Here is a 24,772-nt window from a genome sequence, read left to right on the forward strand (position 1 = left end):
GCGGAAGGAGCGCGGCTTCCCGTGGGGTCCCATCGCCGCCTTGTCCCGTCCGGGTCCGACCGGGGCGCCCGTGTCGCGGCCGGTCTGCTGTCCGTCGCCGCCGCCGCGCTGGGCGCCGTACCGGCCGGGGCCGCGCCGCACGAGGAGACCCGCGCCGAGGTGGACCGCCTCTACGAGGAGGCCGAGCGGGCGACCGAGGACTACAACGAGGCCGCCGAGCGCGCCGACGCCCTGCGCGCGCAGGTCCGCGTCCGGCAGGACCGGATCGCCCGGCACCAGGAGCGGGTCAACGTCCTGCGGGAGGCGCTCGGTTCGCTGGCCGGCGCCCAGTACCGCTCCGGCGGCCTCGACCCCTCCCTCGCCCTGCTGCTCTCCGCGGAGCCGGAGGACTACCTCGACAAGGCGTCCGTGCTCGACCGGATCGGCGCCCGCCAGGCCGGGGAGCTCAAGGAGCTCCGGGCGGCCCTGCGCCGGCTCGCCCAGGACCGCACGGAGGCCGCCCGCAAGCTCACCGCGCTGGACGAGAGCCGCAAGGCCGTCGCCGCCCACAAGCGGACCGTCGAGCGGAAGCTGGCCGAGGCCCGGCGGCTGCTCAACTCCCTCCCGGACGACGAGCGCGCCGCCCACGACCGCGCCTCCCGCGCCTCCCGCACGGACCTGCCCGGCCCCGCCGAGGCCGCCGCCGGCGCCGTCCCGGCCTCGGGCCGCGCGGCGGCCGCCGTCGCCGCGGCCCGCTCGGCGCTCGGCCGGCCGTACGTCTGGGGCGCCAGCGGGCCCTCCGGCTTCGACTGCTCGGGGCTGGTGCAGTGGTCGTACGCGCAGGCCGGTGTCGCCCTGCCGCGCACCTCGCAGGCCCAGGCCGGCGCCGGGCGGCGGGTGCCCCTGTCCCAGATGCGGCCCGGCGACCTGGTCGCCTACCGGGACGACGCCGGCCACATCGGCATGTACGCCGGCAACGGCCAGGTCATCCACGCGCCCTACCCCGGCGCGCCGGTGCGCTACGACCCGGTCGGCATGATGCCGATCTCCTCGGTCACCAGGGTCTGACGTCCCTCCGGCGCCGCTTCGCGCCGCGCCCGTACGATCGGGGCGTGGCTGGTCGAAGGCGGGCGTCGGTATCCGGAGCGCTGGCGCTGTGCCTGCTGCTGGTCTCCCTGGCGGGGTGCGGCGGCCGGCCCGCCGACGGTGCCGCCACGGCCGAGGTACAGCGGCTGCTGGACCGCCGGGCGGCGGCCGTCCTCGCCGGTGACGAGGCCGCCTTCGCGCGCACGGGCACCCAGGACGGCTTCGCCCGGCTGCGCGAGGTGCCGCTGGCCGCCTGGTCGTACGACGTGACCCGCCTGGAGCGAACCGGCGACACCGCCACCGCCGACGTCCGGCTGCGCTACCGCCTCGCGGGCTACGACCCGGCCCCCGCCACCGCCGGCCGCGTCCTGCGGCTGAGCCGCGGCCGGGACGGGCGGTGGCGCGTCGGTTCCGACCGGCCCGCCGCCCGGTCCGCCCGGCTGCCATGGGACCAGGGGCCGGTGCGGGTGGTCCGCGGCGCGCACGGCATCGTCCTGGGGGTCGGGCAGTCCGCCGGGACGCTGCGCGGCTTCGCCGCCCTGGTGGACCGGGCGGTGCCGGCCGTGGACGACGCCTGGGACGGGCCGTGGCCCCGGCGGGTCGTCGTGGTCGTACCGCACTCGCTCCAGGACATGGCGGGGCTGCTCGGGTCGCCCGCCTCCTCCTACCGCGGGATCGCGGCCGTCACCACCGGCGAGACGGGCGGCGGCACGAGCGCGCCAGCGGACCGGATCGTCGTCAACCCCGACGCGTACGGCCTGCTCGGCACCCTCGGCAAACAGGTCGTCCTCACCCACGAGAGCACCCACGTCGCCACCCGCGCCCACACCACCCCCGCGACCCCGCTGTGGCTGTCCGAGGGGTACGCCGACTGGGCCGCCTACCGCGGCAGCGGGCGCACGCCCGCACAGATCGCGCCGGAGCTGTCCCGCGCGGTCGCCGCCGGGCAGGTGCCGGACGCGCTGCCCGTGGACGGGGACTTCGGCTTCACGGGGGACGCCGACGAGCTGGCGCGCGCCTACGAGGCCGGGTGGACGGCGTGCCGGATGATCGCCGAACGCTGGGGCGAGGCGGAACTGGGCGCGTTCTACCGCGCCGTGGGCGCGCACGAGCGGCGCGAGGGCGCGGTGGAGGAGGCGATGGCGCGGGTGCTGGGGACGTCGCCGGAGGAATTCACGGCGCGGTGGCGGGACTACGTGCGCTCGCGGCTGGGCTGATCCAGCTCGGCGAGGGCCTCCCGCAGCCAGGCGCGTTCGGCCTTCCCCGTGGCCCGGGCCACCCGCAGCACACCCTGCCGGAACAGGTCGCCGGCCTCCTCCGCCCGCACGGGCCGTCCGTCCTCGTGGAAGAAGCTCGTGGGCTCTTCCAGGAACTCCAGGCGGCGGCGCAGCACCGCGGCCTGGGCGCGCCGGTCGGGCAGGTGGCGCAGGAAGGCGAGGAGCGTGTTGAAGCGCGTCTGGTCGGTGATCTCCACCTCCTTCGGGTGGCGCAGCCGCTCCAGCAGGTCCTGCCGGCCCCGGTCGGTGAGGGAGAGGATGCGGCGCGGGGCGGCACCGCTGCCCGGTTCCGTGTGCTGGTCGAGCGCGCCCGCCTTCACCAGGCGGGTGATCGCCGGGTACAGCGCGCCGTCGCTGACCGGGCGGACGTGGCCGCTGAGCGCCTTGATGCGCTCCTTCAACTCGTAACCGTGCAGGGGGCCTTCGGCCAGAAAGCCCAGGATCGACAGCTCCAGCATGCGGGCCGGTCCTCTCCTCGCCCGGCACGTCCTTGCCGGGCACTTGTGGGCGGGGTGCACTCATGGTACCTCTTTCCGAGCTACCTCTAATCGAGGTAGCTCGTTTCGAGCTTTCCCTCCGAGGTTCCAGGGGTCCCGCCCGTGCACGCCCACCGCAGACAACTCGTCGCGCTCGCCCACCCCGTCTACGTCTCGCTGCTGGCCTCCGTCGCCGCCGGGATCATCAACACCGTCTGGGTCTCCCGGCTCGGCGGCCCGGCCGTCGCCGCCGTGGCCGTGGCGACCAACACCGAGAACGTGCTGCTCGGCATCGCCCTGGTCTTCGCCTCCGGCACGACCGTGCTGGTCGCGCACGCCCGCGGGGCCCGCGATCCGGGTGCGGTCCGGGCCGCGGTGCGCGGTGGCTGGGCGCTGTGCGCGCTGGTCACGCCGGTGGTCGTGGCGGGCGGGCTGCTGCTGCGCGAGCCGCTGGCCCGGCTGGTGCTGGGCGGTGGCGAGGGCGCCGCGACGTCGCTCGCCGCCGCCTACTTCGCGATCTCCCTGCCGGGCACGGCCGTCTTCTTCGCCCAGCAGCTCGTCGACGGCGTCTTCAAGGGAGCCGGGGACACCCGGACCCCGATGCGGCTCGCGCTGCTGGCGAACGGGCTGATCCTGGTGTGCGACCCGTTCTTCGTGCATGCCTGGGGCGTGCGGGGCGCCGCCGCCTCCACCGTGCTGTGCCGCTGCGTGGCCCTCGCCGCGGGGCTGCTCGCGCTGCGGCGCAACGCCCTGCTCAGGGCCTGTGCCAAGGTCCGGCCGGCCGAGGGGACCGGTGCCGCGCTGCGCCGGACGCTGCGCACCGGCCTGCCGATGTCGGCCGACTTCACCGTGCGGCAGGCCGGCGCGCTGGCGCTGGTGGCGATCGTGGCGCGGATCGGGGTGACCGCGGTGGCCGCGTACGCGATCGCCTACAAGGTGATGTACGTCGCCACCATGGCCTTCTACGCCGTGCGCCAGGCCGCCTCCATCCACACCGCGCACACCCGGGGCGCCGGGCAGGACCAGCGGTGGGCCATCGGGCGGCAGGCCGTGCTCGTCTCCGGCACGGCCGGTCTCGCGGCGGCCGTGCTGCTGGGCGCCGCCGCCCCGTGGCTCATGGCCGCCTTCGGCGCCGGGCCCGCCGTCGCCCGTGAGGGCGTGCTGTTCCTGCGCTGCGCCGGCCCCTATCTGCTCCTCATGGCCTGCTGCATCGCGCTCGGCGGGGTCTTCGAGGGCGCCGGCCGGGCGGACGTCCTGCTCCGGGTGACCCTGCTGGGCACGGCGGTGCAGCCGGTGCTGGCGTACGGGCTGTCGGGGCTCGGGCTGCCGGGGATCTGCCTGGCGCTGGCGCTGGCCATGGCGGTGCAGTGCGCGGCGGCCGGGGCGCTGGCGTGGCGGAGCCGGGATCAGGAGGAGACCGGGGCCTGCCGGGCGCGGGCGGTCTGAACGGGCAGGGGCGCGGGCGTCCGGCGCGGTACCGTCCGGCGCCACAGCGCGCGGGCCGCGGTGAGCGCGGCGGCCACCAGCAGGCCGTTGCGGACGAACAGCAAGGCGATGCCGAGCGGATCGCCGGCGACGACGTGCGCGAACCAGACGGGGAACTCCAGCACCGTCACGGCGCTCGCCGCCAGCACCAGGCCGGCCGGCAGCCGCATCCGGCTTGCGCGGAAGGAGAGGCACACCGCCGCCAGCCCGATCAGCCACACCAGGTACTGCGGGCTGATGACCCTGCTGGTGACCGTGAACATCAGCACCGCCGTGAACGCGGCGTCGGCGAGCGTGTGCACCGTGAACCGCCGCGCCCGCAGCCGCCACAGCAGCAGCCAGCCGAAGGCCGCCGCCGTCAGCGCCAGGGCGGCCGTGCTCACCACGCCGACGTACGGGCCGAGGAACTCCACCGAGCCGTAGTGGAGCCGCACCTCGCCCTCCCAGCCGGCGTGCCGGGCCACGTGGAAGACCAGCCCGCCCAGCGACTCCACCTCCGTGCCCCGGTCCCGCTGGAAGGCCAGGAACGCGAACGCCCCGGGCATCGCCAGCGCGAACAGGGCCGCGAGCGCCGCGCCGGTCACCGCGGCGCAGGCCCAGGGGCCGCGCCGGCGGTCGCCGAGCAGCAGCAGCGCCGGCCACACCTTCAGCAGCGCCCCCAGGGCCACCAGGGCCCCGGCCACCCGGGGGTGCCGGGCGGCGGCGAGCAGCGCGGCCACCGCCACCGCGGTGACCATCACGTCGTAGCGCGCGTACACCGTCGGCCCCAGCAGGGGGACGCCCGCCACCCACACCCAGGCGCCGCGCGGCGTCCCGCCGGACCGCCGGCCCGCGCGCGTCAGCAGGGCGAGGACGGCCAGGTCGGCCAGGCAGGCGAGGACGAAGAAGGCGGTCGCGTAGCCGAGGAACGGCAGGAGCGCCGGGGAGAGGACCGCGAGGGCGGCGGCCGGGGGGTACTGCCAGGTGACGTCGGCCAGCGGAAACGTTCCGGTGCGCAGGACGTCGTACCAGCCCCGGTAGATGACGGAGACGTCGCCGGTGACGTCCGGGCCCGGGAAGACGTACACCTTGAACACGAACAGCAGCAGGACCAGCCTGGTCGCGGCCCAGGCCGCCAGGAGAGGCGCCGGGGACCGCCTCGGGTTCGTCGTCTCCACCTGCTCCCTGCCTCTTCGCGCGCCGCCGATGGGCCCATGATGACCCGGCCGGCCGCGAGCGGCCACAGGCCCGGCCGGGGCCCGCCGCGCGCCGGGGGGTTCGGTAGGGTCGGCGGCGATGCACAAGACCCTGATCGTGACCAACGACTTCCCGCCGCGGCCGGGCGGCATCCAGGCGTTCCTGCACAACATCGCGCTGCGCCTGGACCCGCAGCGGCTGGTGGTCTACGCCTCCACCTGGAAACGGAGCCGCGAGGGCGTCGAGGCGACCGCCGCCTTCGACGCCGAGCAGCCCTTCACCGTCGTACGGGACGCCACGACGATGCTGCTGCCGACGCCCGGGGCGACCCGGCGGGCCGTCGGGCTGCTGCGCGAGCACGGGTGCACGTCCGTGTGGTTCGGGGCGGCGGCGCCGCTCGGGCTCATGGCGCCCGCGCTGCGCCGGGCGGGCGCCGAGCGGATCGTGGCCACCACCCACGGGCACGAGGCGGGCTGGGCCCAGCTGCCCGCCGCGCGGCAGCTGCTGCGGCGGATCGGGGAGTCCACGGACACGATCACCTACCTCGGCGAGTACACCCGGTCGCGGATCGCCGGCGCGCTCAGTGCCGAGGCCGCCGGGCGGATGGTGCAGCTGCCGCCCGGCGTGGACGAGAAGACCTTCCACCCGGACTCGGGCGGTGACGAGGTGCGGGCGCGGCTGGGGCTGACCGACCGGCCCGTGGTGGTGTGCGTCTCGCGGCTGGTGCCGCGCAAGGGACAGGACACGCTGATCCGGGCCATGCCCCGGATCCTGGCCGCCGAGCCCGACGCCGTGCTGCTGATCGTCGGCGGCGGGCCCTACGAGAAGGAGCTGCGCCGGCTCGCGCGGGAGACCGGCGTCGCCGGCTCCGTCCGCTTCACCGGCTCCGTGCCCTGGGAGGAACTGCCCGCCCACTACGGCGCCGGGGACGTGTTCGCCATGCCGTGCCGCACCCGGCGCGGCGGGCTGGACGTCGAGGGGCTCGGGATCGTCTATCTGGAGGCATCGGCCACCGGGCTGCCCGTCGTCGCCGGCGACTCCGGCGGGGCGCCGGACGCGGTGCTGGACGGCGAGACCGGCTGGGTGGTGCGCGGCGGCGTGCCCGAGGAGGCCGCCGAGCGGATCGTCACCCTGCTCGGCGACGCGGAACTGCGCCGCCGGATGGGGGAGCGGGGGCGGGCCTGGGTCGAGGAGAAGTGGCGGTGGGACCTGCTGGCGGACCGGCTGAAGACGCTGCTGTGAGCCGGGTGCGGGGTCGCCGGCCCCGCATCGCCCGCGGCACGTTCGCGCTCGTGGCGCCGTTGGCGGCCACGCCGTGTCGGTCCCGTATCGCCCGCGGGCCCGCTCGCGCTCGTGGCGTGACGGCCCCGCACCGCGTCCGCGGGCGCGCTACTTCGCGTAGATCGCCTCGATCTCGTGCGCGTAGTCCTTCGCCACCACGTTCCGCTTCAGCTTCAGCGACGGCGTCAGGTGTCCCGACTCCTCCGTGAACTGGTGCGGCAGGATGCGGAACTTGCGCACCGACTCCGCCTTCGACACCGCCGCGTTGCCGTCGTCGACCGCCGCCTGCACCGCCGCGAGCAGGTCCGGGTCCTCGCTCAGCGACGCCGCCGTGGAACCGGCCGGCTTGCCGTGGTCGGCGGCCCAGCGGGCGAGGAATTCCTCGTCGAGGGTGATCAGCGCGCCCACGAACGGCCGCCCGTCGCCGACCACCATGCACTCCGCGACCAGCGCGTGTGCGCGGATGCGGTCCTCGATCACGGCCGGGGCGACGTTCTTGCCGCCCGCTGTGACGATGATCTCCTTCTTGCGGCCGGTGATGCTCAGATAGCCGTCCTCGTCGAGGGTGCCGAGGTCACCGGTGTGGAACCAGCCGTCGGCGAGGGCCTCCTCGGTCGCGCCCGGGTTGTTCCAGTACTCCTTGAACAGGTGCTCGCCGTGCAGCAGCACCTCCCCGTCGTCCGCGATGCGCACCACCGAGCCCGGCAGCGGCTGCCCGACCGTGCCGATCTTCGGCCGGTCCCAGGGGTTGAAGGCGGTGGCCGCGCAGGACTCGGTCAGGCCGTAGCCCTCCAGGACGGTGAAGCCGATGCCGCGGAAGAAGTGCCCGAGGCGCTCGCCCAGCGGGGCGCCGCCGGAGATGGCGTACTCGCCGCGCCCGCCGAGGACCGCGCGCAGCTTGCCGTAGACGAGCTTGTCGAAGACCCAGTGCCGCAGCCTCAGGCCGAGCGAGGGGCCGGACGGGGTGTCCAGCGCCTTGCTGTAGGCGATCGCCGTGTCCGCCGCCTTGTCGAAGATCTTGCCCTTGCCCTCGGCCTGCGCCTTGGCGCGCGCCCCGTTGTAGACCTTCTCGAAGACCCGCGGCACGCCGAGGATCAGCGTCGGCCGGAACGAGGCCAGCTCGTCGGTGAGGTTCCTGATGTCCGGGACGCAGCCCAGCTTGATCGGCGCGATCATCGGCGCGACCTGCACCAGCCGGCCGAAGACGTGCGCGAGCGGCAGGAAGAGCAGCACGCTGCACTCGCCGGTGCGGAACAGCGGACGCAGCCGCTCCACGACGTTGCCGCACTCGGCGAAGAAGCTGCGGTGGGTGAGCACACAGCCCTTGGGGCGGCCGGTGGTGCCGGAGGTGTAGACGATGGTCGCCGGATCGTCGGCCTTGGCGGCCGAGCTGCGCTCCTCGACCGTCTCGTCCGTGACGTCCCGGCCGAGCCGCCCGAGCTCCTCCACCGCCCCGTCCTCGATCTGCCACACGTGCTTGAGGCCGGGCAGCCGCTCGCGCACCGACTCCACGGCCGCGGCGTGCTCCGCCGACTCCACGACGCAGGCGGTCGCGCCGGAGTCGCCGAGGATCCACTGCACCTGCTCCGGCGAGCTGGTCTCGTACACCGGCACGGTGACCGCGCCCGCGCTCCAGATCGCGAAGTCCAGCAGCGTCCACTCGTAGCGGGTGCGGGACATCAGCCCCACCCGGTCGCCCGGCTGCACCCCGGCGGCGATCAGGCCCTTGGCGGCGGTCCGCACCTCGGCGAGGAACGCGCGCGCGGTCACGTCCTGCCAGGCACCGCCCGACTTGCGGGCGATCACGGCGACGTCGGGGTGCTGCGCGGCGTTTCTGCGGACGATGTCGGTCAGATTTCCGTCCGCGGGGACCTCGTACAAGGCCGGAAGGCTGAACTCGCGCAAGACTGCTGCTCCTCATAGGGCGCCGGCGCCACGACGTTGTGTGATGCGACGGTGCGGTCCAAGGCTCGGGCTGGTGCTCGGGGGATCACCTGCCGATTCGCAGCGCGAAACCCTGAGCACGACTGGACTGCCCGGACGTTACCCGTCGGTATGGCGTCTCCGACAGGGGGTCCCCGGGAGATGTTCGCTGCGTCACACGGGTGGGGTTTCCCGACGCGCACAGTAGTCCACGTATGGACCAACCAGCCAGTAACCGCAGGTGAGGCCGCCACTGTTCACGGTTGCCGCACACACTTACGCTGGATCGCCATGGCACCGACACCCTCCGGCAACCCGTCCGTGCGCGTCCACGTCGTCAGCGACGTGCACGGCAACGCCCGCGACCTGGCCCGCGCCGGCGAGGGCGCCGACGCCCTCGTCTGTCTCGGGGACCTCGTCCTCTTCCTCGACTACGCCGACCACGCGCGCGGCATCTTCCCCGACCTGTTCGGCGTGGAGAACGCCGACCGCATCGTCGAGCTGCGCACCGCCCGCCGCTTCGCCGAGGCGCGGGAGTTCGGGGCCCGGCTGTGGGCGGGCATCGACGGCGACCGGGACGCCGTCGTGGAGAAGGCGGTGCGCAAGCAGTACGCCGAGCTGTTCGCCGCCTTCCCCACCCCTACGTACGCCACCTACGGCAACGTCGACATGCCGCACCTGTGGCGGGAGTACGCCCGCCCCGGCACGACCGTCCTGGACGGGGAGCGGGTGGAGATCGGCGGCCGGGTCTTCGGCTTCGTCGGCGGCGGCCTGCGCACCCCGATGCGGACGCCGTACGAGATCTCCGACGAGGAGTACGCGGCCAAGATCGAGGCGGTCGGCGAGGTCGACGTGCTGTGCACGCACATCCCGCCGGAGGTGCCGGAGCTGGTGTACGACACGGTGGCGCGGCGCTTCGAGCGGGGCAGCCGGGCGCTGCTGGACGCCATCCGCCGCACCCGGCCGAAGTACGCGCTGTTCGGGCACGTGCACCAGCCGCTGGCGCGGCGCATGCGGATCGGGGCGACCGAGTGCGTCAACGTCGGGCACTTCGCGTCGACGGGGAAGCCGTGGGTGCTGCGGTGGTGAGCCCCGGCGGCCCGGAGGGCGGTGCGGGCTTCGGCGGGCCGGAGGGTGGTGCGGCTTTGGCGGGCCGGGTGGGCGGGCCGGGGTGACCTCGGCCCCGCCCGTGCGCGGTAGCCTTCACGCTGCACACACGTGCGTACACCACTGCACCACCGGCCCGCATCTGGAGGAGCCACGGCGATGGCGGAACACACCAGCTCGAGCATCACCATCGAGGCGGCACCGGCCGACGTCATGGGAGTGATCGCCGACTTCGCCCGCTACCCCGACTGGACCGGCGAGGTGAAGGAGGCCGAGGTCCTCAAGGCCGACGAGCGGGGCCGCGCCGAGCAGGTCCGCCTCGTCATGGACGCCGGCGCCATCAAGGACGACCAGACGCTGGCCTACACCTGGACCGGCGACCACGAGGTCTCCTGGACGCTGGTGAAGTCCCAGATGCTGCGCTCGCTCGACGGCTCCTACCTGCTGAAGCCGGCCGGCGAGGGCGCCACCGAGGTCACCTACCGGCTGACCGTCGACGTCAAGATCCCGATGCTCGGCATGATCAAGCGGAAGGCCGAGAAGGTCATCATCGACCGGGCCCTGGCGGGGCTGAAGAAGCGCGTGGAGTCGGGCGCGCGGTAGCCGCCCCGGTCCGCGGACGGTGCCCGCGGGTACCGTTCACCCCCATGCGCACCATCCTGATCACGGGCCCGGGCGGCAGCGGTCGTACGACCGTCGCGGCCGCCACCGCACTGGCCGCCGCCCGTGAGGGCACCCGCACCCTCCTGCTCGGCGCCGACCGCGACGACACCCTCGGCGCCGCCCTCGGGACCCCGACCGGCCCCGGCCCGGTCTCCGCCGCGCCGCACCTCACCGTCTGGCGGCCCGACCCCGCCCAGGGCTTCCGCGACGACCTCGCCGCCCTCCAGGACCGCGCCGCCTCCGCCCTCGACCTGCTCGGCGCCGCCCGCCTCGACCCCGAGGAACTCACCCCGCTGCCCGGCGCCGAGGAACTCGCCCTGCTGCGCGCCCTGCGCGACGGCGCCCTCGCCGAACGGCACGACCTGCTCGTCGTCGACCTCCCGGCCGCCCCGCGCGCCCTCGCCCTGCTCGCCCTGCCCGAGGAACTGCGCCGCTACCTGCGCCGGCTGCTGCCGCCCGAACGTCAGGCGGCCCGCGCCCTGCGCCCCGTCCTCGGCCGCCTCGCCGGCGTCCCCCTCCCCGCCGAGTCGCTGTACGAGGCCGCCGCCCGCTGGGACACCGAACTCGCCGCCGCCGAGGCGGTCCTCGCCGACCGCTCCACCGCCGTCCGGCTGGTCGCCGAACCCGGCCCCGCCGGCGCCGACGCCGTCCGCGCCACCGCCCTCGGCCTCGCCCTGCGCGGCCTGCCCGTCGAGGCGCTCGTCGCCAACCGGGTCCTGCCCGAGGACGCCCCCGCCGGCGGCTGGCTCGCCGGGCCCGTCGCCCAGCAGCGCAAGACCCTGGAGGAGTGGCAGGAGACGTACGACGTCCACCGCGTCGCCCACCTCGGGCGCGACCCGCGCGGGGCGGACGACCTCGCCGCGCTCGCCGTGCCCGGCGTCACCGCGCGGACGCGCCCGGTGGAGTGGCCCGTCGCCGACCGGCTCGCCGAGGACGGCGTGCTCGTCTGGCGCATCCCGCTGCCCGGCGCCCGGCGCGAGGAACTCGACCTGGTGCGGCGCGGCGACGAACTGGTCGTCGCCGCCGGGCCGCTGCGCCGGATCGTCCCGCTGCCGTCGGCGCTGCGCCGCTGCACCGTCGACGGGGCCGCCCTGCGCGACGGCGAGCTGAAGGTCCGCTTCGCCCCCGACCCCGCGCTGTGGCCGCGGACCCGGTGAACCGCCCGCCCCCGTTCGGGTAACGTCGGAGGGACGAACCGTGGCCGGGCCGCACCCGTGCCGCCGGACGCCGGACGAGCCGCGGCCGGTCACGGCCGGCCGCCGTCAGCCGCAGTCAGGAGTGCCGTCATGAGCGAAGAGCTCCCCCCGTCCGACGCCGCCCGGGACGAGCCGGCCGATGAGACGGGACTCCCCCCTGCCCAAGCGGCGTCACGGCCCCGGGAGAGGACGGCCGACGCCGACGCGTGGGCCACGGCCTGCGCCGAGGACCTGGAGGCCGAGAAGGCCCGCCGCCGTGCCCGGAACGGGCCGCCGCCCGGGTCGGCGGCCGAGGAGCTGCGCAAGCTCGTCGACACCGTCGCCGACAAGCTGTCCGGGCTCCAGTCACCCCTGCTCGGCGCGGTCGCCGGGCCCGCCGCCCAGCAGGTGGTCCGGCAGGTCGTCCAGCAGGCCAAGGCCGCCGTGGAGCCGGTCATCGAGCGCAATCCGGACGTCTTCGACCACCTGGCGGCGGCCGGCGGCGAACTGCTCGCCGCCTACCGCTCCGCCGTCCAGGCCCAGGAGCGGCGCTGGACCGCCGGCCGTGACGAGAACCCGGACGAGCGGGGCGAGCGGGGCGAGCGCCGCGACGGCGGCGAGGGGACCGGCCCGGGACAACGCATCGACCTGGACTGACGGTCCCGCGGAAGGGTCCCCCCGGGCCGCCGGGCCCGCCCGCATGCGGACGACCGACCGGTCACCCACGGCGGGGCCTCGGGTACGGTTGGCCGTAGCGGGGCTCGACCGAAACTGAGGGATTCATGGGACTCACCATCGGCGTCGACATCGGCGGCACGAAGATCGCGGCCGGCGTGGTCGACGAGGAAGGCAACATCCTCTCGACCTTCAAGGTGCCGACCCCGGGCACGTCCGAGGGCATCGTGGACGCCATCGCCTCCGCGGTGGAGGGGGCGCGCGCGGGGCACGAGATCGTCGGCGTGGGCATCGGCGCCGCCGGCTACGTCAACCGCCAGCGCTCCGAGGTCTACTTCGCGCCCAACATCGACTGGCGCAACGAGCCGCTGAAGGAGAAGGTCGAGGCCCGCGTGGGCCTCCCCGTCGTCGTGGAGAACGACGCCAACGCGGCGGCCTGGGGCGAGTACAAGTTCGGTGCCGGCAAGGGCCACCGGAACGTCATCTGCATCACGCTCGGCACCGGCCTCGGCGGCGGCATCATCATCGGCAACAAGCTGCGCCGCGGCCACTTCGGCGTGGCCGCCGAGTTCGGCCACATCCGCATGGTGCCCGACGGCCTGCTGTGCGGCTGCGGCTCGCAGGGCTGCTGGGAGCAGTACGCCTCCGGCCGCGCCCTCGTGCGGTACGCCAAGCAGCGCGCCAACGCCACCCCCGAGCAGGCCGACGTGCTGCTGGGCCTGGGCGACGGCACCCCCGACGGCATCGAGGGCAAGCACATCTCCATGGCCGCCCGGCAGGGCTGCCCGGTCGCCGTCGACTCCTACCGCGAGCTGGCCCGCTGGGTCGGCGCGGGCCTGGCCGACCTGGCCTCCCTGTTCGACCCGTCCGCCTTCATCGTCGGCGGCGGCCTGTCCGACGAGGGCGAGCTGGTCCTCGGCCCGATCCGCAAGTCGTACAAGCGCTGGCTGGTCGGCGGCAACTGGCGTCCGGTGGCCGACGTGCTGGCCGCGCAGCTCGGCAACAAGGCCGGTCTGGTCGGCGCGGCGGACCTGGCGCGGGAGCCCGACCCGATCATGTGACACGTGACGTGATACATGTCGCGCACGCGCGTTCCCGCCCGTGCGCCCGCGTCCACGCCCGCGCCCGCGCCCGCCGTCCCTGTCCGGGGACGGCGGGCGCGGGCGTATCTTGATCGTCATGGCGAACGCGACCGAGTTGCTCCCCGGCTCCCGCACGGACGGCGACGGTTCCGCCGTCGTCCGCGTCCTCGGCTACAACATCCGCTCGATGCGCGACGACACCGGCGCCCTCGCCCGGGTGATCGCCGCCTGCGCCCCGGACCTCGTCCTGGTGCAGGAGGCGCCCCGCTTCTTCCGCTGGCGCAAGAAGCTGGCCCGGCTCGCCGCCGCGTCGGGGCTGGTCGTCCTCACCGGCGGGGCCACGGCCGCCGGGCCGGCGATCCTGTGCTCCCTGCGGGCGACCGTCGAACGCACCGAGGACGTGCTGCTGCCGCTCACCCCGGGCCTGCACCGGCGGGGCTTCGCGACGGCCGTCGTCCGCTTCGCGGGCGCCCGGCTCGGCGTGCTCAGCTGCCACCTGTCGCTGCAGAGCGAGGAGCGGTACGCCCAGGGCGGGGCGCTCCTCGACCGGCTCGCCGGGATGGGCGTGGAGCACGTGATCGCGGGCGGCGACCTGAACGAGCGGCCCGGCGGGCGCACGTTCCGCCGCCTCGCCGGGGAGCTGCGGGACTGCTGGGAAGCGGCGCCCTGGGGCGGCGAGTACACCTCCACCCCCGCCGACCCCCACCAGCGCATCGACGCTCTCTTCGCCTCCCCGGGCATCGAGGTCCTGGGCTGCGGCGTGCCCCTGGACCTGCCGGGGGTGACGGAGGCCGACCTGCGCGCGGCCACGGACCACCTGCCGGTGCTGGCCGCGCTCAGGGTCCCCGCCGCGTAGGGAACGCGGGGACCGGCGGGCGGCGGGGGTGCCGTGGTCGAAGGCCCCGCCGGGTGGGGGACCGGGGGAGGCCGGCGGGCGACGGGGGTGCCATGGGCGCAGGCTCCGCCGCGTGCGGGACCGGGGAGGACGGCGGGCGTGCCGTCACCGGGCCCTCCGCCGCGCGGGGACCGGGCGGAGCCGGGCGCGGCCGGGCGTGACTGGGGGAGGAGGAGGGGCGGGCGTGGCCAGGCGGGACCGGTGCCCGGGTCAGACCACCGCTCCCCGCCCCGGGTCGTCGCCGTCCTCGTCGTCGGTGCGCATCCGGGCCACCAGCGTGGCGAAGCCGCCCAGGAAGCCGCCGATGCCGAGCGTCGCCAGCCACCAGGTCATGTCCCAGCGCAGCAGCACCGCCGCCAGCAGCAGCAGCGGACCGCCGATCACCGCCAGCCAGGCGAACTTGGCGGTGGCGTCGGCCTGCGGCAGCGGCGGCGGCTCCGGCGGTACGAAGTGGCCCTCTTCGTCCTCGTCGAAGTCGTCGTCGGACGGCTCGGCCGGCGAGTAGTCGCGCGGGCCGACGCCGGGCGCGAAAGAGACCGAACTGCCGAGCGGCGCGGCCGGCGAGGGTCTGTCCTCCGCCGGCTTCACCGGCTCGTCGTCGTTGGCCGTGGCCTCCAGCAGCGCCAGGTCCTCCACCGACTTGAACGGCTTGGCGCCCGGCGGGTCCGGCGGCTCCTCGCCGTACCCGGCGACGATGGCCGCCCAGGCCGCGTCCTCGTCGAAGGGCACGCTCTGCTCCTCGGGCCCGGGCTTCTCCCGGGCCCCGTTCTCGCGGTCTTCGCGGTCTTCGCGGTCCTCACGCTCGAAGCCGTGCTCAGCCACCCGCCCTCACCCCTTCCTCGCCGAGACCGGGTTCCGCCGCCCCGACGGCGCCGGGCGCGAGCCTGCCGATGAACGCGGCGCTCTCCTCGAAGATCCGCTCGGCGTCATGGTCCAACGTCGCCACGTGGTAGCTCTGTTCCAGCAGGATCTCCGTCACGTCCGTCGACGAGACGCGGCTCAGGATGCGCGCGGAGTCGGCCGGCGGCACCACGTGGTCCTGCGGGCTGCGCAGGAGCAGCAGCGGCTGGGTGACCTGCGGCAGCTCACCGTCGACGAGGCGGAAGAACGCGCGCAGCGAGTGGGCCGCGTGCAGCGGCACCCGGTCGTAGCCGAGCTCGGCGCCGCCCGGCCGGGCGATGTCGCCGGCGACGCCCTTCGTCGTCCGGACGAGGTGGCGGGCGAGGGGCAGGGCGTACGCGGACAGGCCGTGCACCTTGTTCGCCGGGTTGACGACCATCACGCCGGCGACCGCGTCCCCGTGCTTCGCGGCCAGCCGCAGCGCCAGGGCGCCGCCCATGGACAGACCGGCCACGAAGACCCGCGCGCAGCGCTCGCGCAGGGCACGCAGCTCGCGGTCCACCTCCGCGTACCAGTCCTGCCAGCCGGTGGGCTGCATGTCCTCCCAGCGCGTGCCGTGCCCCGGCAGCAGCGGCAGGGCGACGGTCAGACCGCGCGCGGCGAGGTACTCCGCCCAGGGGCGCAGCGACTGCGGGGAACCGGTGAAGCCGTGGCAGAGCAGGACGCCGGCCTCCCCGCCCTCGTGGCGGTACGGCTCGGCTCCGGGGAGGACCGGCACCTTTCGGTCTCCTCTTCGTGTGGACGTGAAGGATCGTGTGGGTGTGGAGGGGCTGGCACGTCGTCTGTTCAGGACGGGACGGGCACGCCGCCGGTTGCAGGTACTTCACCGTACGCGACCGCACTGACACCGACCAGGGCCGTCGGCCCCTTCGGGCGGCGGACCGGGTTAAGGTCTGTTCGACACACACAGGAGGCACTCGGTTGTTGTACGGCGCGATGAAGGTCACCGTCGGGGGGCCGCTCAAGCTTGCCTTCCGCCCCTGGGTGGAGGGCCTGGAGAACGTCCCCGCCGCCGGCCCCGCGATCCTGGCCAGCAACCACCTGTCGTTCTCCGACTCCTTCTTCCTGCCCGCCGTCCTGGACCGCAAGGTCACCTTCATCGCCAAGGCCGAGTACTTCACCACGCCCGGCGTCAAGGGCCGGCTGACCGCCGCGTTCTTCAAGGGCGTCGGCCAGCTCCCGGTGGACCGCTCCGGCGCGCGCGGCGCCGGTGAGGCCGCGATCAGGAGCGGCATCGAGGTCCTGGAGCGCGGCGAGCTGTTCGGCATCTATCCCGAGGGGACCCGCTCGCCCGACGGGCGCCTGTACCGCGGCAAGCCCGGCGGCCTCGCGCGCGTGGCGCTCGCCACGGGCGCCCCCGTCATCCCGGTCGCCATGATCGACACCGAGAAGATCCAGCCGCCGGGGAAGATCGTCCCGAAGCTGATGCGCCCGGGCATCCGCATCGGCAAGCCCCTCGACTTCACCCGCTACCAGGGCATGGAGCACGACCGCTTCGTGCTCCGCGCGGTGACCGACGAGGTCATGTACGAGATCATGAAGCTCTCCGGCCAGGAGTACGTCGACATGTACGCGACCGCCATGAAGCGGCAGCTCGCGGAGGCGGCGAAGGCCGAGAAGGAGGCGGGCAAGGCGGCGAAGGCCGCGTTCGCCCAGGCCGAGAAGGACCAGGCGGAGAAGGAAAAAGCGGAGAAGGACGGCGCGGGGAAGAACGGCGCGGGGAAGAACGGCGCGGGGAAGAACGGCGCGGAGTAGGAAAGCGCGGAGAAGGAGCGGCCCCGGTCCCACGCGGGACCAGGGCCGGGGGTGGGGGACATGGCCAGGCGCGAGTCGGTCAGGAGAATGTCGGTCGAGCAGCCGCTGTGGCACGCGCTCACCGGCTACCGGGTGCTCACGATGCTGTACGCCATCGGCCTGTTCGCCACCGCGTACGACGCGTTCACCCGCCCCTGGCTGGCGGTGGCCTACTACGCCGTGCTGTCGGTGTGGACGCTGGCCACCCTCCCGAAGGTCGCGAACGCGGCGAGCTGCACCAAGCGGTTCCTCGCCGCCGACCTGACCCTCGCCCTCACCGGCATCCTGCTCACCCCCCTCGCCGACGCCCCCGAGCGGATCACGGCCGGCGGCCCGACCCTGCCGTCGATCTGGACCGCGGGGTCCGTCCTGGCCTTCGCCATCAAGGGCGGCTGGCGCTGGGCGGCCCTTGCCTCCACCCTCGTCGCCGCCGCCAACCTGATCGAGCGCGGTACCCCGGCCCGCGACACCGTGCACAACGTGATCCTCGTCTGGGTCGCCTCCATCGCCATCGGGTACGTCGTCGAGGTCGCCCGCGCCTCCGAGCGCACCCTCGCCCGCGCCCTGGAGATCGAGGCGGCGACCAGGGAACGGGAGCGTCTCGCCCGGGACATCCACGACAGCGTGCTCCAGGTGCTGGCGATGGTGCAGCGCCGGGGCGCCGTCCTCGGGGGCGAGGCGGCCGAGCTGGGACGCCTCGCCGGCGAGCAGGAGGTGGCGCTGCGCACGCTGGTCTCCGGTGGTGTGGTGCCCGTCTCCCGGGTGCCGGAGGACGCCGTCGGGGGGACCGGCGTACGGGCTGCCGAGGACAGTGGCGGGGACGGCCCCGTCGACCTGCGCGCCCTGCTCGCCCCGTACGCCGGCTCGCGCGTCAGCCTCGCCGAGCCCGGGGCGCTCGTCCCGCTGGCCCCGGTCGCGGCCCGCGAGGTCGCCGCTGCCGTGGGAGCCGCCCTGGACAACGTCCGCAGGCACGCCGGGGAGCACGCGCGCGCGTGGATCCTGGTCGAGGACGAACCGGACGAGGTGATCGTCACCGTCCGGGACGACGGGCCCGGCATCCCGGAGGGCCGGCTGGCGCAGGCCGAGGGCGAGGGGCGGCTGGGGGTGGCCCTGTCGATCCGCGGGCGGCTGCGCGACCTGGGCGGCAGCGCGGAGCTGATCTCGGTGCCGGGGCAGGGGACGGAAGTGGAACTGAAGGTCCCCAAGAACGCGAAGGACGCGAAGGACGCGAAGGACGCGAAGGACGCGAAGAACGCGAAGAACGCGAAGGACGTGAACGACGCGAAGGACGCACGGGGAAAGGCGGAGCGGTGATGACGGAGACCACGCAGGACCGGCCGGACGGGCAGGATCGGCAGGACGGGCTGGACGGGCTGGACGGGCAGGACGGGCGGGACCGGCAGGACACGATCACGGTGATGGTGGTCGACGACCACCCCATGTGGCGCGACGCCGTCGCCCGCGACCTGGCCGAGTCCGGCTTCGAGGTGGTCGCCACCGCGGGCGACGGCGACCAGGCCGTGCGCCGCGCCAAGGCCACCGCGCCGGACGTCCTCGTGCTCGACCTGAACCTGCCCGGCAAGCCCGGCGTGCAGGTCTGCAAGGAGGTCGTGGCCGCCGACCCGAAGGTGCGCGTCCTGGTGCTGTCGGCGAGCGGCGAGCACGCGGACGTGCTGGAGGCGGTGAAGTCGGGCGCCACCGGCTACCTGCTGAAGTCGGCCTCCACCCAGGAGCTGCAGGACGCGGTGCGCCGCACCGCCGCGGGCGACCCGGTGTTCACCCCGGGCCTGGCCGGGCTGGTCCTCGGCGAGTACCGCCGGCTCGCCTCCGAACCGGCGCCCGCACCGGACACCGACACCCCCAGGGCACCGCGGCTGACCGAGCGGGAGACGGAGGTGCTGCGCCTGGTCGCCAAGGGACTGAGCTACAAGCAGATCGCCGAACGCCTCGTCATCTCCCACCGCACGGTGCAGAACCACGTCCAGAACACCCTCGGCAAGCTCCAGCTGCACAACCGCGTGGAGCTGGTGCGGTACGCGATCGAGCGCGGCCTCGACGACGCGTGACCCGGCGCCGTACGAGGAGGAGCGGCTTCGGGCGGCGGTACCGCCCCGGCTGCCGCTCTCGAACGGCGCCCCCGGGCCGCGAACCGTATATTCGGCACCGTATGCCGCCGTACGGCACCGCTCGGCCGTCCTACGCGCCGAAGCCGGCAGAACGGGAGCGTTCGTGGAGATCCTCGCCTTCGGGGTCCAGGCCGACGAGAAGCCGCTGATCGAGCAGGCCTTCCGGGGCCGCCACGACATCCGCTGCCTGGACGTCTTCCTCACCGAGGACACCGCCCGCATCGCGGCCGGCCACGAGATCGTCTCGACCTCCGTCAACGCCGACCTCGGCCCGCGCGTCCTGCAGACCCTGGCCGAGGGCGGCACCCGCATGGTCGCCCAGCGCTCCACCGGCTTCAACAACATCGACCTGAAGACGGCCGAGCGCCTCGGCATGACGATCGCCCGGGTGTCGTCCTACTCGCCCTACTCGGTCGCCGAGTTCGCCTGGACGCTCGCCATGGCCGTCAACCGCCGTATCGTGCGGGCCGCCACCCGCACCCGCGACTTCGACTTCCGCCTCGACGGCCTGATGGGCCGCGACCTGCACGGCCGCACCGCGGGCGTCCTCGGCACCGGCAAGATCGGCGAGGCGTTCGCCCGGATCGCGCACGGCTTCGGCATGCGGCTGCTGGGCTGGGACGTCGCCGAGAACCCCGCCTGCATGGAACTCGGCATGCGCTACGTCCCCAAGGAGCAGCTGCTCACCGAGTCCGACCTGGTCAGCCTGCACGTGCCGCTGATGCCGGAGACCCGGCACCTGATCGACGCGGACGCCCTGAAGGCGATGAAGGACGACGCGATCCTGGTGAACTCCAGCCGCGGCGGCCTCGTCGACACCACCGCCCTGGTCCGGGAGCTGCGCGAGGGCCGTTTCACCGGCGTCGGCCTCGACGTGTACGAGGCCGAGGCGGGCCTGTTCTTCCTCGACAAGTCCCTGGAGGCCGTCGAGGACGACACCCTGGCCCGCCTCGTCACCTTCCCCAACGTCCTCGTCACCTCGCACCAGGCGTACTACACCGAGGACGCCGTCGGCCAGATCGTCGAGGCCACGGTGAGGAACGTCCTGGACTACCGGGCCGGCCGCCGCTCGGAGAACGTGCTGGTGCCGCGGAGCTGACCGGCCAGCTCCCGCACGATCGCGGCGCCGTTCAGCGTCAGCACCGACTCCGGGTGGAACTGCACCCCGGCGAACCCGGGCCCGCGCAGCGCGTGCACCTCGCCCGAGGCGCTCCGGCTCACCTCGACACCGTGCGCGGCCAGCTCCGCCGCCGCCTCGTCGTCGCAGCGCGCCGTGAAGCTGTTGTAGAAGCCGACCGTCTCCGGCCGCCCGAACAGGTCGATCCGCGTCTGCGCCCCCTGGTACGGGACCTCCTTGCGGACGATGTCCAGCCCCAGCTCCGCCGCGATCAGCTCGTGCCCGAGGCAGACGCCGAGGACGCCGTGCGGGTGGTCCCGCAGGACGTCGGCGGTCAGGGCGCGCAGGAACCGCATCTTGGGGTCGGCCGTATCGCAGGGGTCGCCCGGACCGGGCCCCAGCACCACCGGCCCGGCGTGCGCGAGCACCGCCTGCCGCAGCCCCGGCTCGTCGTACCGCCGGACGGTCACGTCCAGGCCGCCGGAGCGCAGCACGTGCGCGAGCATCGCGGTGAAGGTGTCCTCCGCGTCGACGACCAGGGCGTGCCCCTCCAGGGCGGGTGTCCGCTCCTGCATCCGCAGCCAGAACGGGGCGAGCGAGGCCCGGCGCCCGTCCAGCGCCGCCCGCACGCGCGGGTCGTCGGCGAGCCGCCCCCGGGCGGCCTCCGTACGGGGCCGCCGCTCCACGACCCCCAGCGCGGCCAGCACCCCCGCCGCCTTCGCGTGCGTCTCGGCGACCTCGCCCGCCGGGTCCGAGCCGCGTACGAGCGTGGCGCCGACCGGCACCCGCAGCCGCCCGTCCGCGCCGATGTCGGCGGTGCGGATGAGGATGGGGGAGTCGAGGGTCTGGGCGCCCCCGGAGTCCCGGCCGAGCAGCGCCAGCGCCCCCGCGTAGTAGCCGCGCCCCCCGCTCTCGTGCCGCTCGATGACCCGGCAGGCGTTCTGCACCGGCGAGCCGGTCACGGTCGCCGCGAACATGGTCTCCTTGAGCACCTCCCGCGCGTCCAGCGAGGACCGGCCGCGCAGCTCGTACTCGGTGTGCGCCAGGTGCGCCATCTCCTTCAGCCGCGGCCCGACGACCACCCCGCCCATGTCGCCGACCGTGCACATCATCTTGAGCTCCTCGTCGACGACCATCGACAGCTCCTCGATCTCCTTGCCGTCGGCGAGGAAGCCGAGCAGGTGCTCGGGCGTGGGCCCCTCGGCGGGGTAGCGGTACGTCCCGCTGATCGGGTTCATCACGACGGTGCCGCCGGACATCCGCACGTGCACCTCGGGGCTCGCCCCCACCAGCGTCCGCTCCCCGGTGTGCACGACGAACGTCCAGTACGCGCCCCGCTCGCCCTCCAGCAGCCGCCGGAACAGCGCCAGCGCGTCGGCCCGCCCGAACCCGGGGATCTCCCCCTCGTACGTCCGCCGGATCACGAAGTTGGCGCCCTCGCCCCGCCCGATCTCCTCCTCCAGCACCCGCCCGACGATCCGCGCGTACTCCTCGTCGCCGGTGTCGAAACCGCCGCCCTCGACGCGGACGCCGTGCGCGGGCAGCTGCGCCAGGGCCGTGGCGAGCGGGATCTCGTACCGCTCCTCGGGGGTGAGCGCCAGCAGCGGGGTGCCGTCGTCGCGGACGTCGAAGCCGCGCTCGCGGATCTGCCGGAAGGGGACGAGCGCAAGGCTCTCGTCGGGGAGGCGGGCGAGCCGGTCGTAGGCCGCGACCGGGCCGATCAGCAGTTCCACGGTGTCGTGGTCACGGCCCGGGGTGCGGCGGCGGAGCAGGGCGAAGGGGCGGTCGTCGCGCGCGAGCCGGGCCAGGTGCAGGTCCGGGCCCGGGTTCGGGTTCAGGTCCATGGGTTCCTCTTCCGTCGGTGTGTCGGTGAGGAACGGCCCCGGTGCCGGAAACACGGAAGGCCGCCCCTCGGGCGGCCTTCGCGAAGTCGGTGCGTACGCGCGATCAGTGGGCCGCCGAAGGAGCGGTCCACCACCAGTTCCGGTTCTGGGTCGGGTGCGCGAACATGGGACGCAGGCTACACGAGATCACCGCGCGGCGGCCCGGTTCCGCGCCACCGCCCGTGGTGTCCCCCGCGGGCGCGGGGGTGCCCGCGCGTTCCGCCGTCGCGGGGCACGCCCGTCTCACAGGCTGAGCGCGGCGATGGGCGGCGGGGCCGAGCGCGTAGGGTTGGGCGCGTGACCGTGAACGCTGATTCCCGAAGTGTCGCCACTCAGGCGACGTGGCGAAACCTGCCCGCGGCGCAGCAGCCCGAGTACCCGGATGCCGAGGCTCTGCGCGATGTGCTCGCCGAGCTCGAGACGTATCCCCCCCTGGTATTCGCCGGCGAGTGCGATCAGCTGCGCGCGCGCATGGCGGCGGTCGCCCGGGGAGAGGCGTTTCTGCTGCAGGGCGGTGACTGCGCCGAGTCGTTCGACGGGGTGTCCGCCGAGCAGATCCGGGCGAAGCTCAAGACGCTGCTCCAGATGGGCGCCGTCCTCACCTACGCCGCCTCCGTGCCCGTGGTGAAGGTGGGCCGGATCGCCGGCCAGTACTCCAAGCCGCGCTCCAAGCCGACCGAGACCCGCGACGGCGTCACCCTGCCCGTCTACCGGGGCGACTCCGTCAACGGCTTCGAGTTCACCGAGGCGTCCCGCATCCCGGACCCCCAGCGGCTCAAGCGCATGTACCACGCCTCGGCCTCCACGCTGAACCTGGTGCGCGCCTTCACCACCGGCGGCTACGCCGACCTGCGCCAGGTGCACGCCTGGAACCAGGACTTCGTGAAGTCGTCGCCGTCCGGCCAGCGCTACGAGCAGCTCGCCCGCGAGATCGACAACGCGCTGAACTTCATGCACGCCTGCGGGGCCGACCCGGAGGAGTTCAAGACCGTCGAGTTCTTCTCCTCGCACGAGGCGCTGCTGCTCGACTACGAGACGGCGCTGACCCGGGTCGACTCCCGCACCGGGCAGCTGTACGACGTCTCGGCGCACATGGTGTGGATCGGTGAGCGCACCCGCCAGCTCGACCACGCGCACATCGAGTTCGCCTCGAAGATCCGCAACCCCCTCGGCATCAAGCTCGGCCCGACGACCACGGCCGAGGAGGCGCTGCAGTACATCGAGCGCCTGGACCCCGAGCGCGAGCCGGGCCGGCTGACGTTCATCGTCCGCATGGGCGCGGACAAGGTCCGCGACAAGCTCCCCGAGCTGGTCGAGAAGGTCACCGCCTCCGGCGCCACCGTGGCCTGGGTGACCGACCCGATGCACGGCAACACCTTCGAGGCGGCCTCCGGCCACAAGACCCGCCGCTTCGACGACGTGCTCGACGAGGTCAAGGGCTTCTTCGAGGTCCACAAGGCGCTCGGCACCCACCCGGGCGGCATCCACGTGGAGCTGACCGGCGACGACGTCACCGAGTGCGTGGGCGGCGGCGACGAGATCTTCGTCGACGACCTGCACCAGCGCTACGAGACCGCCTGCGACCCGCGGCTGAACCGCAGCCAGTCGCTGGACCTGGCGTTCCTGGTCGCGGAGATGTACCGGGACCAGTGACGGCCCCGCCCCCTGCGGGCACCCGGCGTCCCGCGTGGGGCGCGGATCACACGATCCGCGCCCCACGCGGCTTTTGCCGCCCTTGCGCGACGGGTAAGGTTAGGTTTGCCTCACCGGGGAAGCGGGTGGTGGCACGACCCAGGAATCCCGTCGGGAGGTGGACCGCGTGTTCGTCTGCAGCTGCTTCGGCGTGACCGAGGAACAGGTGAAGAAGCACGCGGAGGCCGGGGCGTGCACCCCCCGGCAGATCGCCTCCGCCTGCAAGGCGGGCACCGACTGCGGCGGCTGTGTGCGGCGCATCCAGGCCCTGCTGGGCCGCGGCGCCTGCCCGCGCCGGGAGCTGGCCGACCGGGGCGAGCCGGCCCTCGCGCGGCTTGCGACGGCGGCGGAGCTGCCCGACGCCGCCTAGGGGGCCGTCCGCGGGCCCCAGTGGGTCCTAGTGGGTCGAGAACCCGCCCGTGCCGGGGCCGGACGGGTCCGGCTGGCTCTGCTCGACGACCGTCGACAGGTAGAGCGACTCGCCCAGCTTCTCGATCAGGTCGAGCTGGGTGTCGAGGTAGTCGATGTGGTGCTCCTCGTCGGCGAGGATCGCCTCGAAGATGTTGGCGGACGTGATGTCGCCCTTGGTGCGCATCACCTCCACGCCGTGCCGCAGCCGGTCGATCGCCTCCGCCTCGATCTGCCGGTCCGCCTGGAACATCTCCGTCACCGACTGGCCGACCCGGACGTGGGACAGCCGCTGGTAGTTGGGCAGGCCGTCCAGGAGCAGGATCCGGTCGGTGAGGACCTCGGCGTGCCGCATCTCGTCGAAGGACTCGTCGCGCGTGTACTTCGCGAGCTTCGTCCACCCCTTGTGGTCCTGCAGCTTGGAGTGCAGGAAGTACTGGTTGATCGCGGTGAGCTCGGCGGTCAGCTGCTCGTTGAGCAGCTCGATGACCTCGGGGTCGCCCTGCATGGCGGGGGTTCCTTCCACGTCGAGAGAACGGGGGAGCTTGCCGCCGCATGATGACACCGCCGCC

At 74.4% G+C, this 24,772-nt stretch carries 23 protein-coding genes; 16 read left to right on the forward strand and 7 right to left on the reverse strand.

Annotated features, from left to right (window positions below; all coding sequences use genetic code 11):
- Window positions 1-21: 21 nt before the first annotated feature.
- Together ABZ340_RS13320 and ABZ340_RS13325 are read left to right on the forward strand one after the other, a co-directional pair.
- Entirely contained in the window at window positions 22-1,047 is a 1,026-nt protein-coding gene (locus ABZ340_RS13320) for an NlpC/P60 family protein (protein WP_358781875.1), read from the forward strand.
- A gap of 44 nt (window positions 1,048-1,091) precedes the next feature.
- A complete protein-coding gene (locus ABZ340_RS13325; RefSeq protein WP_358781876.1) occupies window positions 1,092-2,282 on the forward strand; it encodes a hypothetical protein in 1,191 nt (396 codons plus the stop codon).
- On the opposite strand, the gene ABZ340_RS13330 is transcribed toward ABZ340_RS13325, so the two are convergent.
- On the reverse strand, window positions 2,258-2,800 hold the full coding sequence (locus ABZ340_RS13330; protein WP_358781877.1) for a PadR family transcriptional regulator: 543 nt from the start codon (window positions 2,798-2,800) through the stop codon (window positions 2,258-2,260). The genes ABZ340_RS13325 and ABZ340_RS13330 overlap by 25 nt on opposite strands.
- A gap of 141 nt (window positions 2,801-2,941) precedes the next feature.
- On the opposite strand from ABZ340_RS13330, the gene ABZ340_RS13335 reads away from it, so the two are divergent.
- A complete protein-coding gene (locus tag ABZ340_RS13335; protein WP_358781878.1) occupies window positions 2,942-4,264 on the forward strand; it encodes an MATE family efflux transporter in 1,323 nt (440 codons plus the stop codon).
- Here the strand turns inward: ABZ340_RS13335 and ABZ340_RS13340 are convergent.
- A complete protein-coding gene (locus ABZ340_RS13340; RefSeq protein ID WP_358781879.1) occupies window positions 4,225-5,460 on the reverse strand; it encodes a glycosyltransferase family 87 protein in 1,236 nt (411 codons plus the stop codon). The two genes, ABZ340_RS13335 and ABZ340_RS13340, sit on opposite strands and share 40 nt — an antisense overlap.
- 118 nt (window positions 5,461-5,578) lie before the next feature.
- Here ABZ340_RS13340 and ABZ340_RS13345 point away from each other — a divergent pair, with 118 nt between their 5' ends.
- Window positions 5,579-6,721 (forward strand): glycosyltransferase family 4 protein, encoded by a 1,143-nt coding sequence (locus ABZ340_RS13345; protein WP_358781880.1) that lies wholly within the window; start codon window positions 5,579-5,581, stop codon window positions 6,719-6,721.
- 147 nt (window positions 6,722-6,868) lie between these two features.
- Here the strand turns inward: ABZ340_RS13345 and ABZ340_RS13350 are convergent, their stop codons facing one another.
- Window positions 6,869-8,665, reverse strand: a complete 1,797-nt coding sequence (locus ABZ340_RS13350) for an AMP-binding protein (RefSeq protein ID WP_358781881.1) — start codon at window positions 8,663-8,665, stop codon at window positions 6,869-6,871.
- A 309-nt stretch (window positions 8,666-8,974) separates the two neighbouring features.
- On the opposite strand from ABZ340_RS13350, the gene ABZ340_RS13355 reads away from it, so the two are divergent.
- The 6 genes from ABZ340_RS13355 to ABZ340_RS13380 all read left to right on the forward strand — a co-directional run bounded on the left by ABZ340_RS13355 (window position 8,975) and on the right by ABZ340_RS13380 (window position 14,241).
- Window positions 8,975-9,772 (forward strand): metallophosphoesterase, encoded by a 798-nt coding sequence (locus ABZ340_RS13355; RefSeq protein WP_358781882.1) that lies wholly within the window; start codon window positions 8,975-8,977, stop codon window positions 9,770-9,772.
- A gap of 177 nt (window positions 9,773-9,949) precedes the next feature.
- The gene (locus tag ABZ340_RS13360; protein ID WP_358781883.1) at window positions 9,950-10,393 is read left to right on the forward strand and encodes an SRPBCC family protein; all 444 of its coding nucleotides are present in this window, start codon (window positions 9,950-9,952) and stop codon (window positions 10,391-10,393) included.
- A 44-nt stretch (window positions 10,394-10,437) separates the two neighbouring features.
- A complete protein-coding gene (locus ABZ340_RS13365; protein ID WP_358781884.1) occupies window positions 10,438-11,610 on the forward strand; it encodes an ArsA-related P-loop ATPase in 1,173 nt (390 codons plus the stop codon).
- Window positions 11,611-11,739: 129 nt separating this feature from the next.
- Window positions 11,740-12,285: a DUF5304 domain-containing protein gene (locus tag ABZ340_RS13370; protein ID WP_358781885.1), complete on the forward strand. Its 546-nt coding sequence runs from the start codon at window positions 11,740-11,742 to the stop codon at window positions 12,283-12,285.
- 125 nt (window positions 12,286-12,410) lie between these two features.
- On the forward strand, window positions 12,411-13,364 hold the full coding sequence (locus ABZ340_RS13375) for an ROK family glucokinase (protein WP_358781886.1): 954 nt from the start codon (window positions 12,411-12,413) through the stop codon (window positions 13,362-13,364).
- A 118-nt stretch (window positions 13,365-13,482) separates the two neighbouring features.
- Complete coding sequence (locus ABZ340_RS13380) at window positions 13,483-14,241, forward strand: endonuclease/exonuclease/phosphatase family protein (protein ID WP_358781887.1); 759 nt, start codon at window positions 13,483-13,485, stop codon at window positions 14,239-14,241.
- A gap of 249 nt (window positions 14,242-14,490) precedes the next feature.
- Here ABZ340_RS13380 and ABZ340_RS13385 read toward each other — a convergent pair whose 3' ends face one another.
- A complete protein-coding gene (locus tag ABZ340_RS13385; protein ID WP_358781888.1) occupies window positions 14,491-15,102 on the reverse strand; it encodes a hypothetical protein in 612 nt (203 codons plus the stop codon).
- Window positions 15,095-15,898, reverse strand: a complete 804-nt coding sequence (locus ABZ340_RS13390) for an alpha/beta fold hydrolase (protein WP_358781889.1) — start codon at window positions 15,896-15,898, stop codon at window positions 15,095-15,097. The genes ABZ340_RS13385 and ABZ340_RS13390 overlap by 8 nt, the downstream gene beginning before the upstream one ends.
- 218 nt (window positions 15,899-16,116) lie before the next feature.
- Between ABZ340_RS13390 and ABZ340_RS13395 the strand changes: the two genes are divergently transcribed.
- From ABZ340_RS13395 to ABZ340_RS13410, 4 genes are all read left to right on the forward strand, one after another.
- A complete protein-coding gene (locus ABZ340_RS13395; RefSeq protein WP_358781915.1) occupies window positions 16,117-16,935 on the forward strand; it encodes a lysophospholipid acyltransferase family protein in 819 nt (272 codons plus the stop codon).
- Between the two features lie 60 nt (window positions 16,936-16,995).
- Window positions 16,996-18,288, forward strand: a complete 1,293-nt coding sequence (locus ABZ340_RS13400; RefSeq protein ID WP_358781890.1) for a DUF5931 domain-containing protein — start codon at window positions 16,996-16,998, stop codon at window positions 18,286-18,288.
- A gap of 104 nt (window positions 18,289-18,392) precedes the next feature.
- On the forward strand, window positions 18,393-19,040 hold the full coding sequence (locus ABZ340_RS13405; RefSeq protein ID WP_358781916.1) for a response regulator transcription factor: 648 nt from the start codon (window positions 18,393-18,395) through the stop codon (window positions 19,038-19,040).
- A 163-nt stretch (window positions 19,041-19,203) separates the two neighbouring features.
- Complete coding sequence (locus ABZ340_RS13410) at window positions 19,204-20,199, forward strand: 2-hydroxyacid dehydrogenase (RefSeq protein ID WP_358781891.1); 996 nt, start codon at window positions 19,204-19,206, stop codon at window positions 20,197-20,199.
- On the opposite strand, the gene ABZ340_RS13415 is transcribed toward ABZ340_RS13410, so the two are convergent.
- On the reverse strand, window positions 20,151-22,061 hold the full coding sequence (locus ABZ340_RS13415; RefSeq protein ID WP_358781892.1) for an anthranilate synthase family protein: 1,911 nt from the start codon (window positions 22,059-22,061) through the stop codon (window positions 20,151-20,153). The two genes, ABZ340_RS13410 and ABZ340_RS13415, sit on opposite strands and share 49 nt — an antisense overlap.
- Window positions 22,062-22,397: 336 nt before the next feature.
- On the opposite strand from ABZ340_RS13415, the gene ABZ340_RS13420 reads away from it, so the two are divergent.
- Window positions 22,398-23,753 carry a class II 3-deoxy-7-phosphoheptulonate synthase gene (locus tag ABZ340_RS13420; RefSeq protein ID WP_358781893.1) on the forward strand — a complete coding sequence of 452 codons (1,356 nt, stop codon included), beginning with the start codon at window positions 22,398-22,400 and terminating at the stop codon, window positions 23,751-23,753.
- 157 nt (window positions 23,754-23,910) lie between these two features.
- Complete coding sequence (locus tag ABZ340_RS13425) at window positions 23,911-24,162, forward strand: (2Fe-2S)-binding protein (RefSeq protein ID WP_358781894.1); 252 nt, start codon at window positions 23,911-23,913, stop codon at window positions 24,160-24,162.
- 27 nt (window positions 24,163-24,189) lie between these two features.
- On the opposite strand, the gene bfr is transcribed toward ABZ340_RS13425, so the two are convergent.
- Complete coding sequence (gene bfr, locus ABZ340_RS13430) at window positions 24,190-24,708, reverse strand: bacterioferritin (protein ID WP_358781895.1); 519 nt, start codon at window positions 24,706-24,708, stop codon at window positions 24,190-24,192.
- Window positions 24,709-24,772: the final 64 nt, after the last annotated feature.

Origin of the sequence: Streptomyces sp. NPDC006134 (assembly GCF_040628835.1) — a bacterium.
Classification (GTDB): Bacteria; Actinomycetota; Actinomycetes; order Streptomycetales; family Streptomycetaceae; genus Streptomyces.

Coding starts and splice junctions, on each gene's coding strand:
- ABZ340_RS13405 (WP_358781916.1), top strand. CDS start 18,393: ATGGTGGTCGACGACCACCCCATGTGGCGCGACGCCGTCGCCCGCGAC.
- bfr (WP_358781895.1), bottom strand. CDS start 24,708: ATGCAGGGCGACCCCGAGGTCATCGAGCTGCTCAACGAGCAGCTGACC.
- ABZ340_RS13370 (WP_358781885.1), top strand. CDS start 11,740: ATGAGCGAAGAGCTCCCCCCGTCCGACGCCGCCCGGGACGAGCCGGCC.
- ABZ340_RS13330 (WP_358781877.1), bottom strand. CDS start 2,800: ATGCTGGAGCTGTCGATCCTGGGCTTTCTGGCCGAAGGCCCCCTGCAC.
- ABZ340_RS13345 (WP_358781880.1), top strand. CDS start 5,579: ATGCACAAGACCCTGATCGTGACCAACGACTTCCCGCCGCGGCCGGGC.
- ABZ340_RS13360 (WP_358781883.1), top strand. CDS start 9,950: ATGGCGGAACACACCAGCTCGAGCATCACCATCGAGGCGGCACCGGCC.
- ABZ340_RS13365 (WP_358781884.1), top strand. CDS start 10,438: ATGCGCACCATCCTGATCACGGGCCCGGGCGGCAGCGGTCGTACGACC.
- ABZ340_RS13375 (WP_358781886.1), top strand. CDS start 12,411: ATGGGACTCACCATCGGCGTCGACATCGGCGGCACGAAGATCGCGGCC.
- ABZ340_RS13380 (WP_358781887.1), top strand. CDS start 13,483: ATGGCGAACGCGACCGAGTTGCTCCCCGGCTCCCGCACGGACGGCGAC.
- ABZ340_RS13395 (WP_358781915.1), top strand. CDS start 16,117: ATGAAGGTCACCGTCGGGGGGCCGCTCAAGCTTGCCTTCCGCCCCTGG.
- ABZ340_RS13415 (WP_358781892.1), bottom strand. CDS start 22,061: ATGGACCTGAACCCGAACCCGGGCCCGGACCTGCACCTGGCCCGGCTC.
- ABZ340_RS13400 (WP_358781890.1), top strand. CDS start 16,996: ATGGCCAGGCGCGAGTCGGTCAGGAGAATGTCGGTCGAGCAGCCGCTG.
- ABZ340_RS13355 (WP_358781882.1), top strand. CDS start 8,975: ATGGCACCGACACCCTCCGGCAACCCGTCCGTGCGCGTCCACGTCGTC.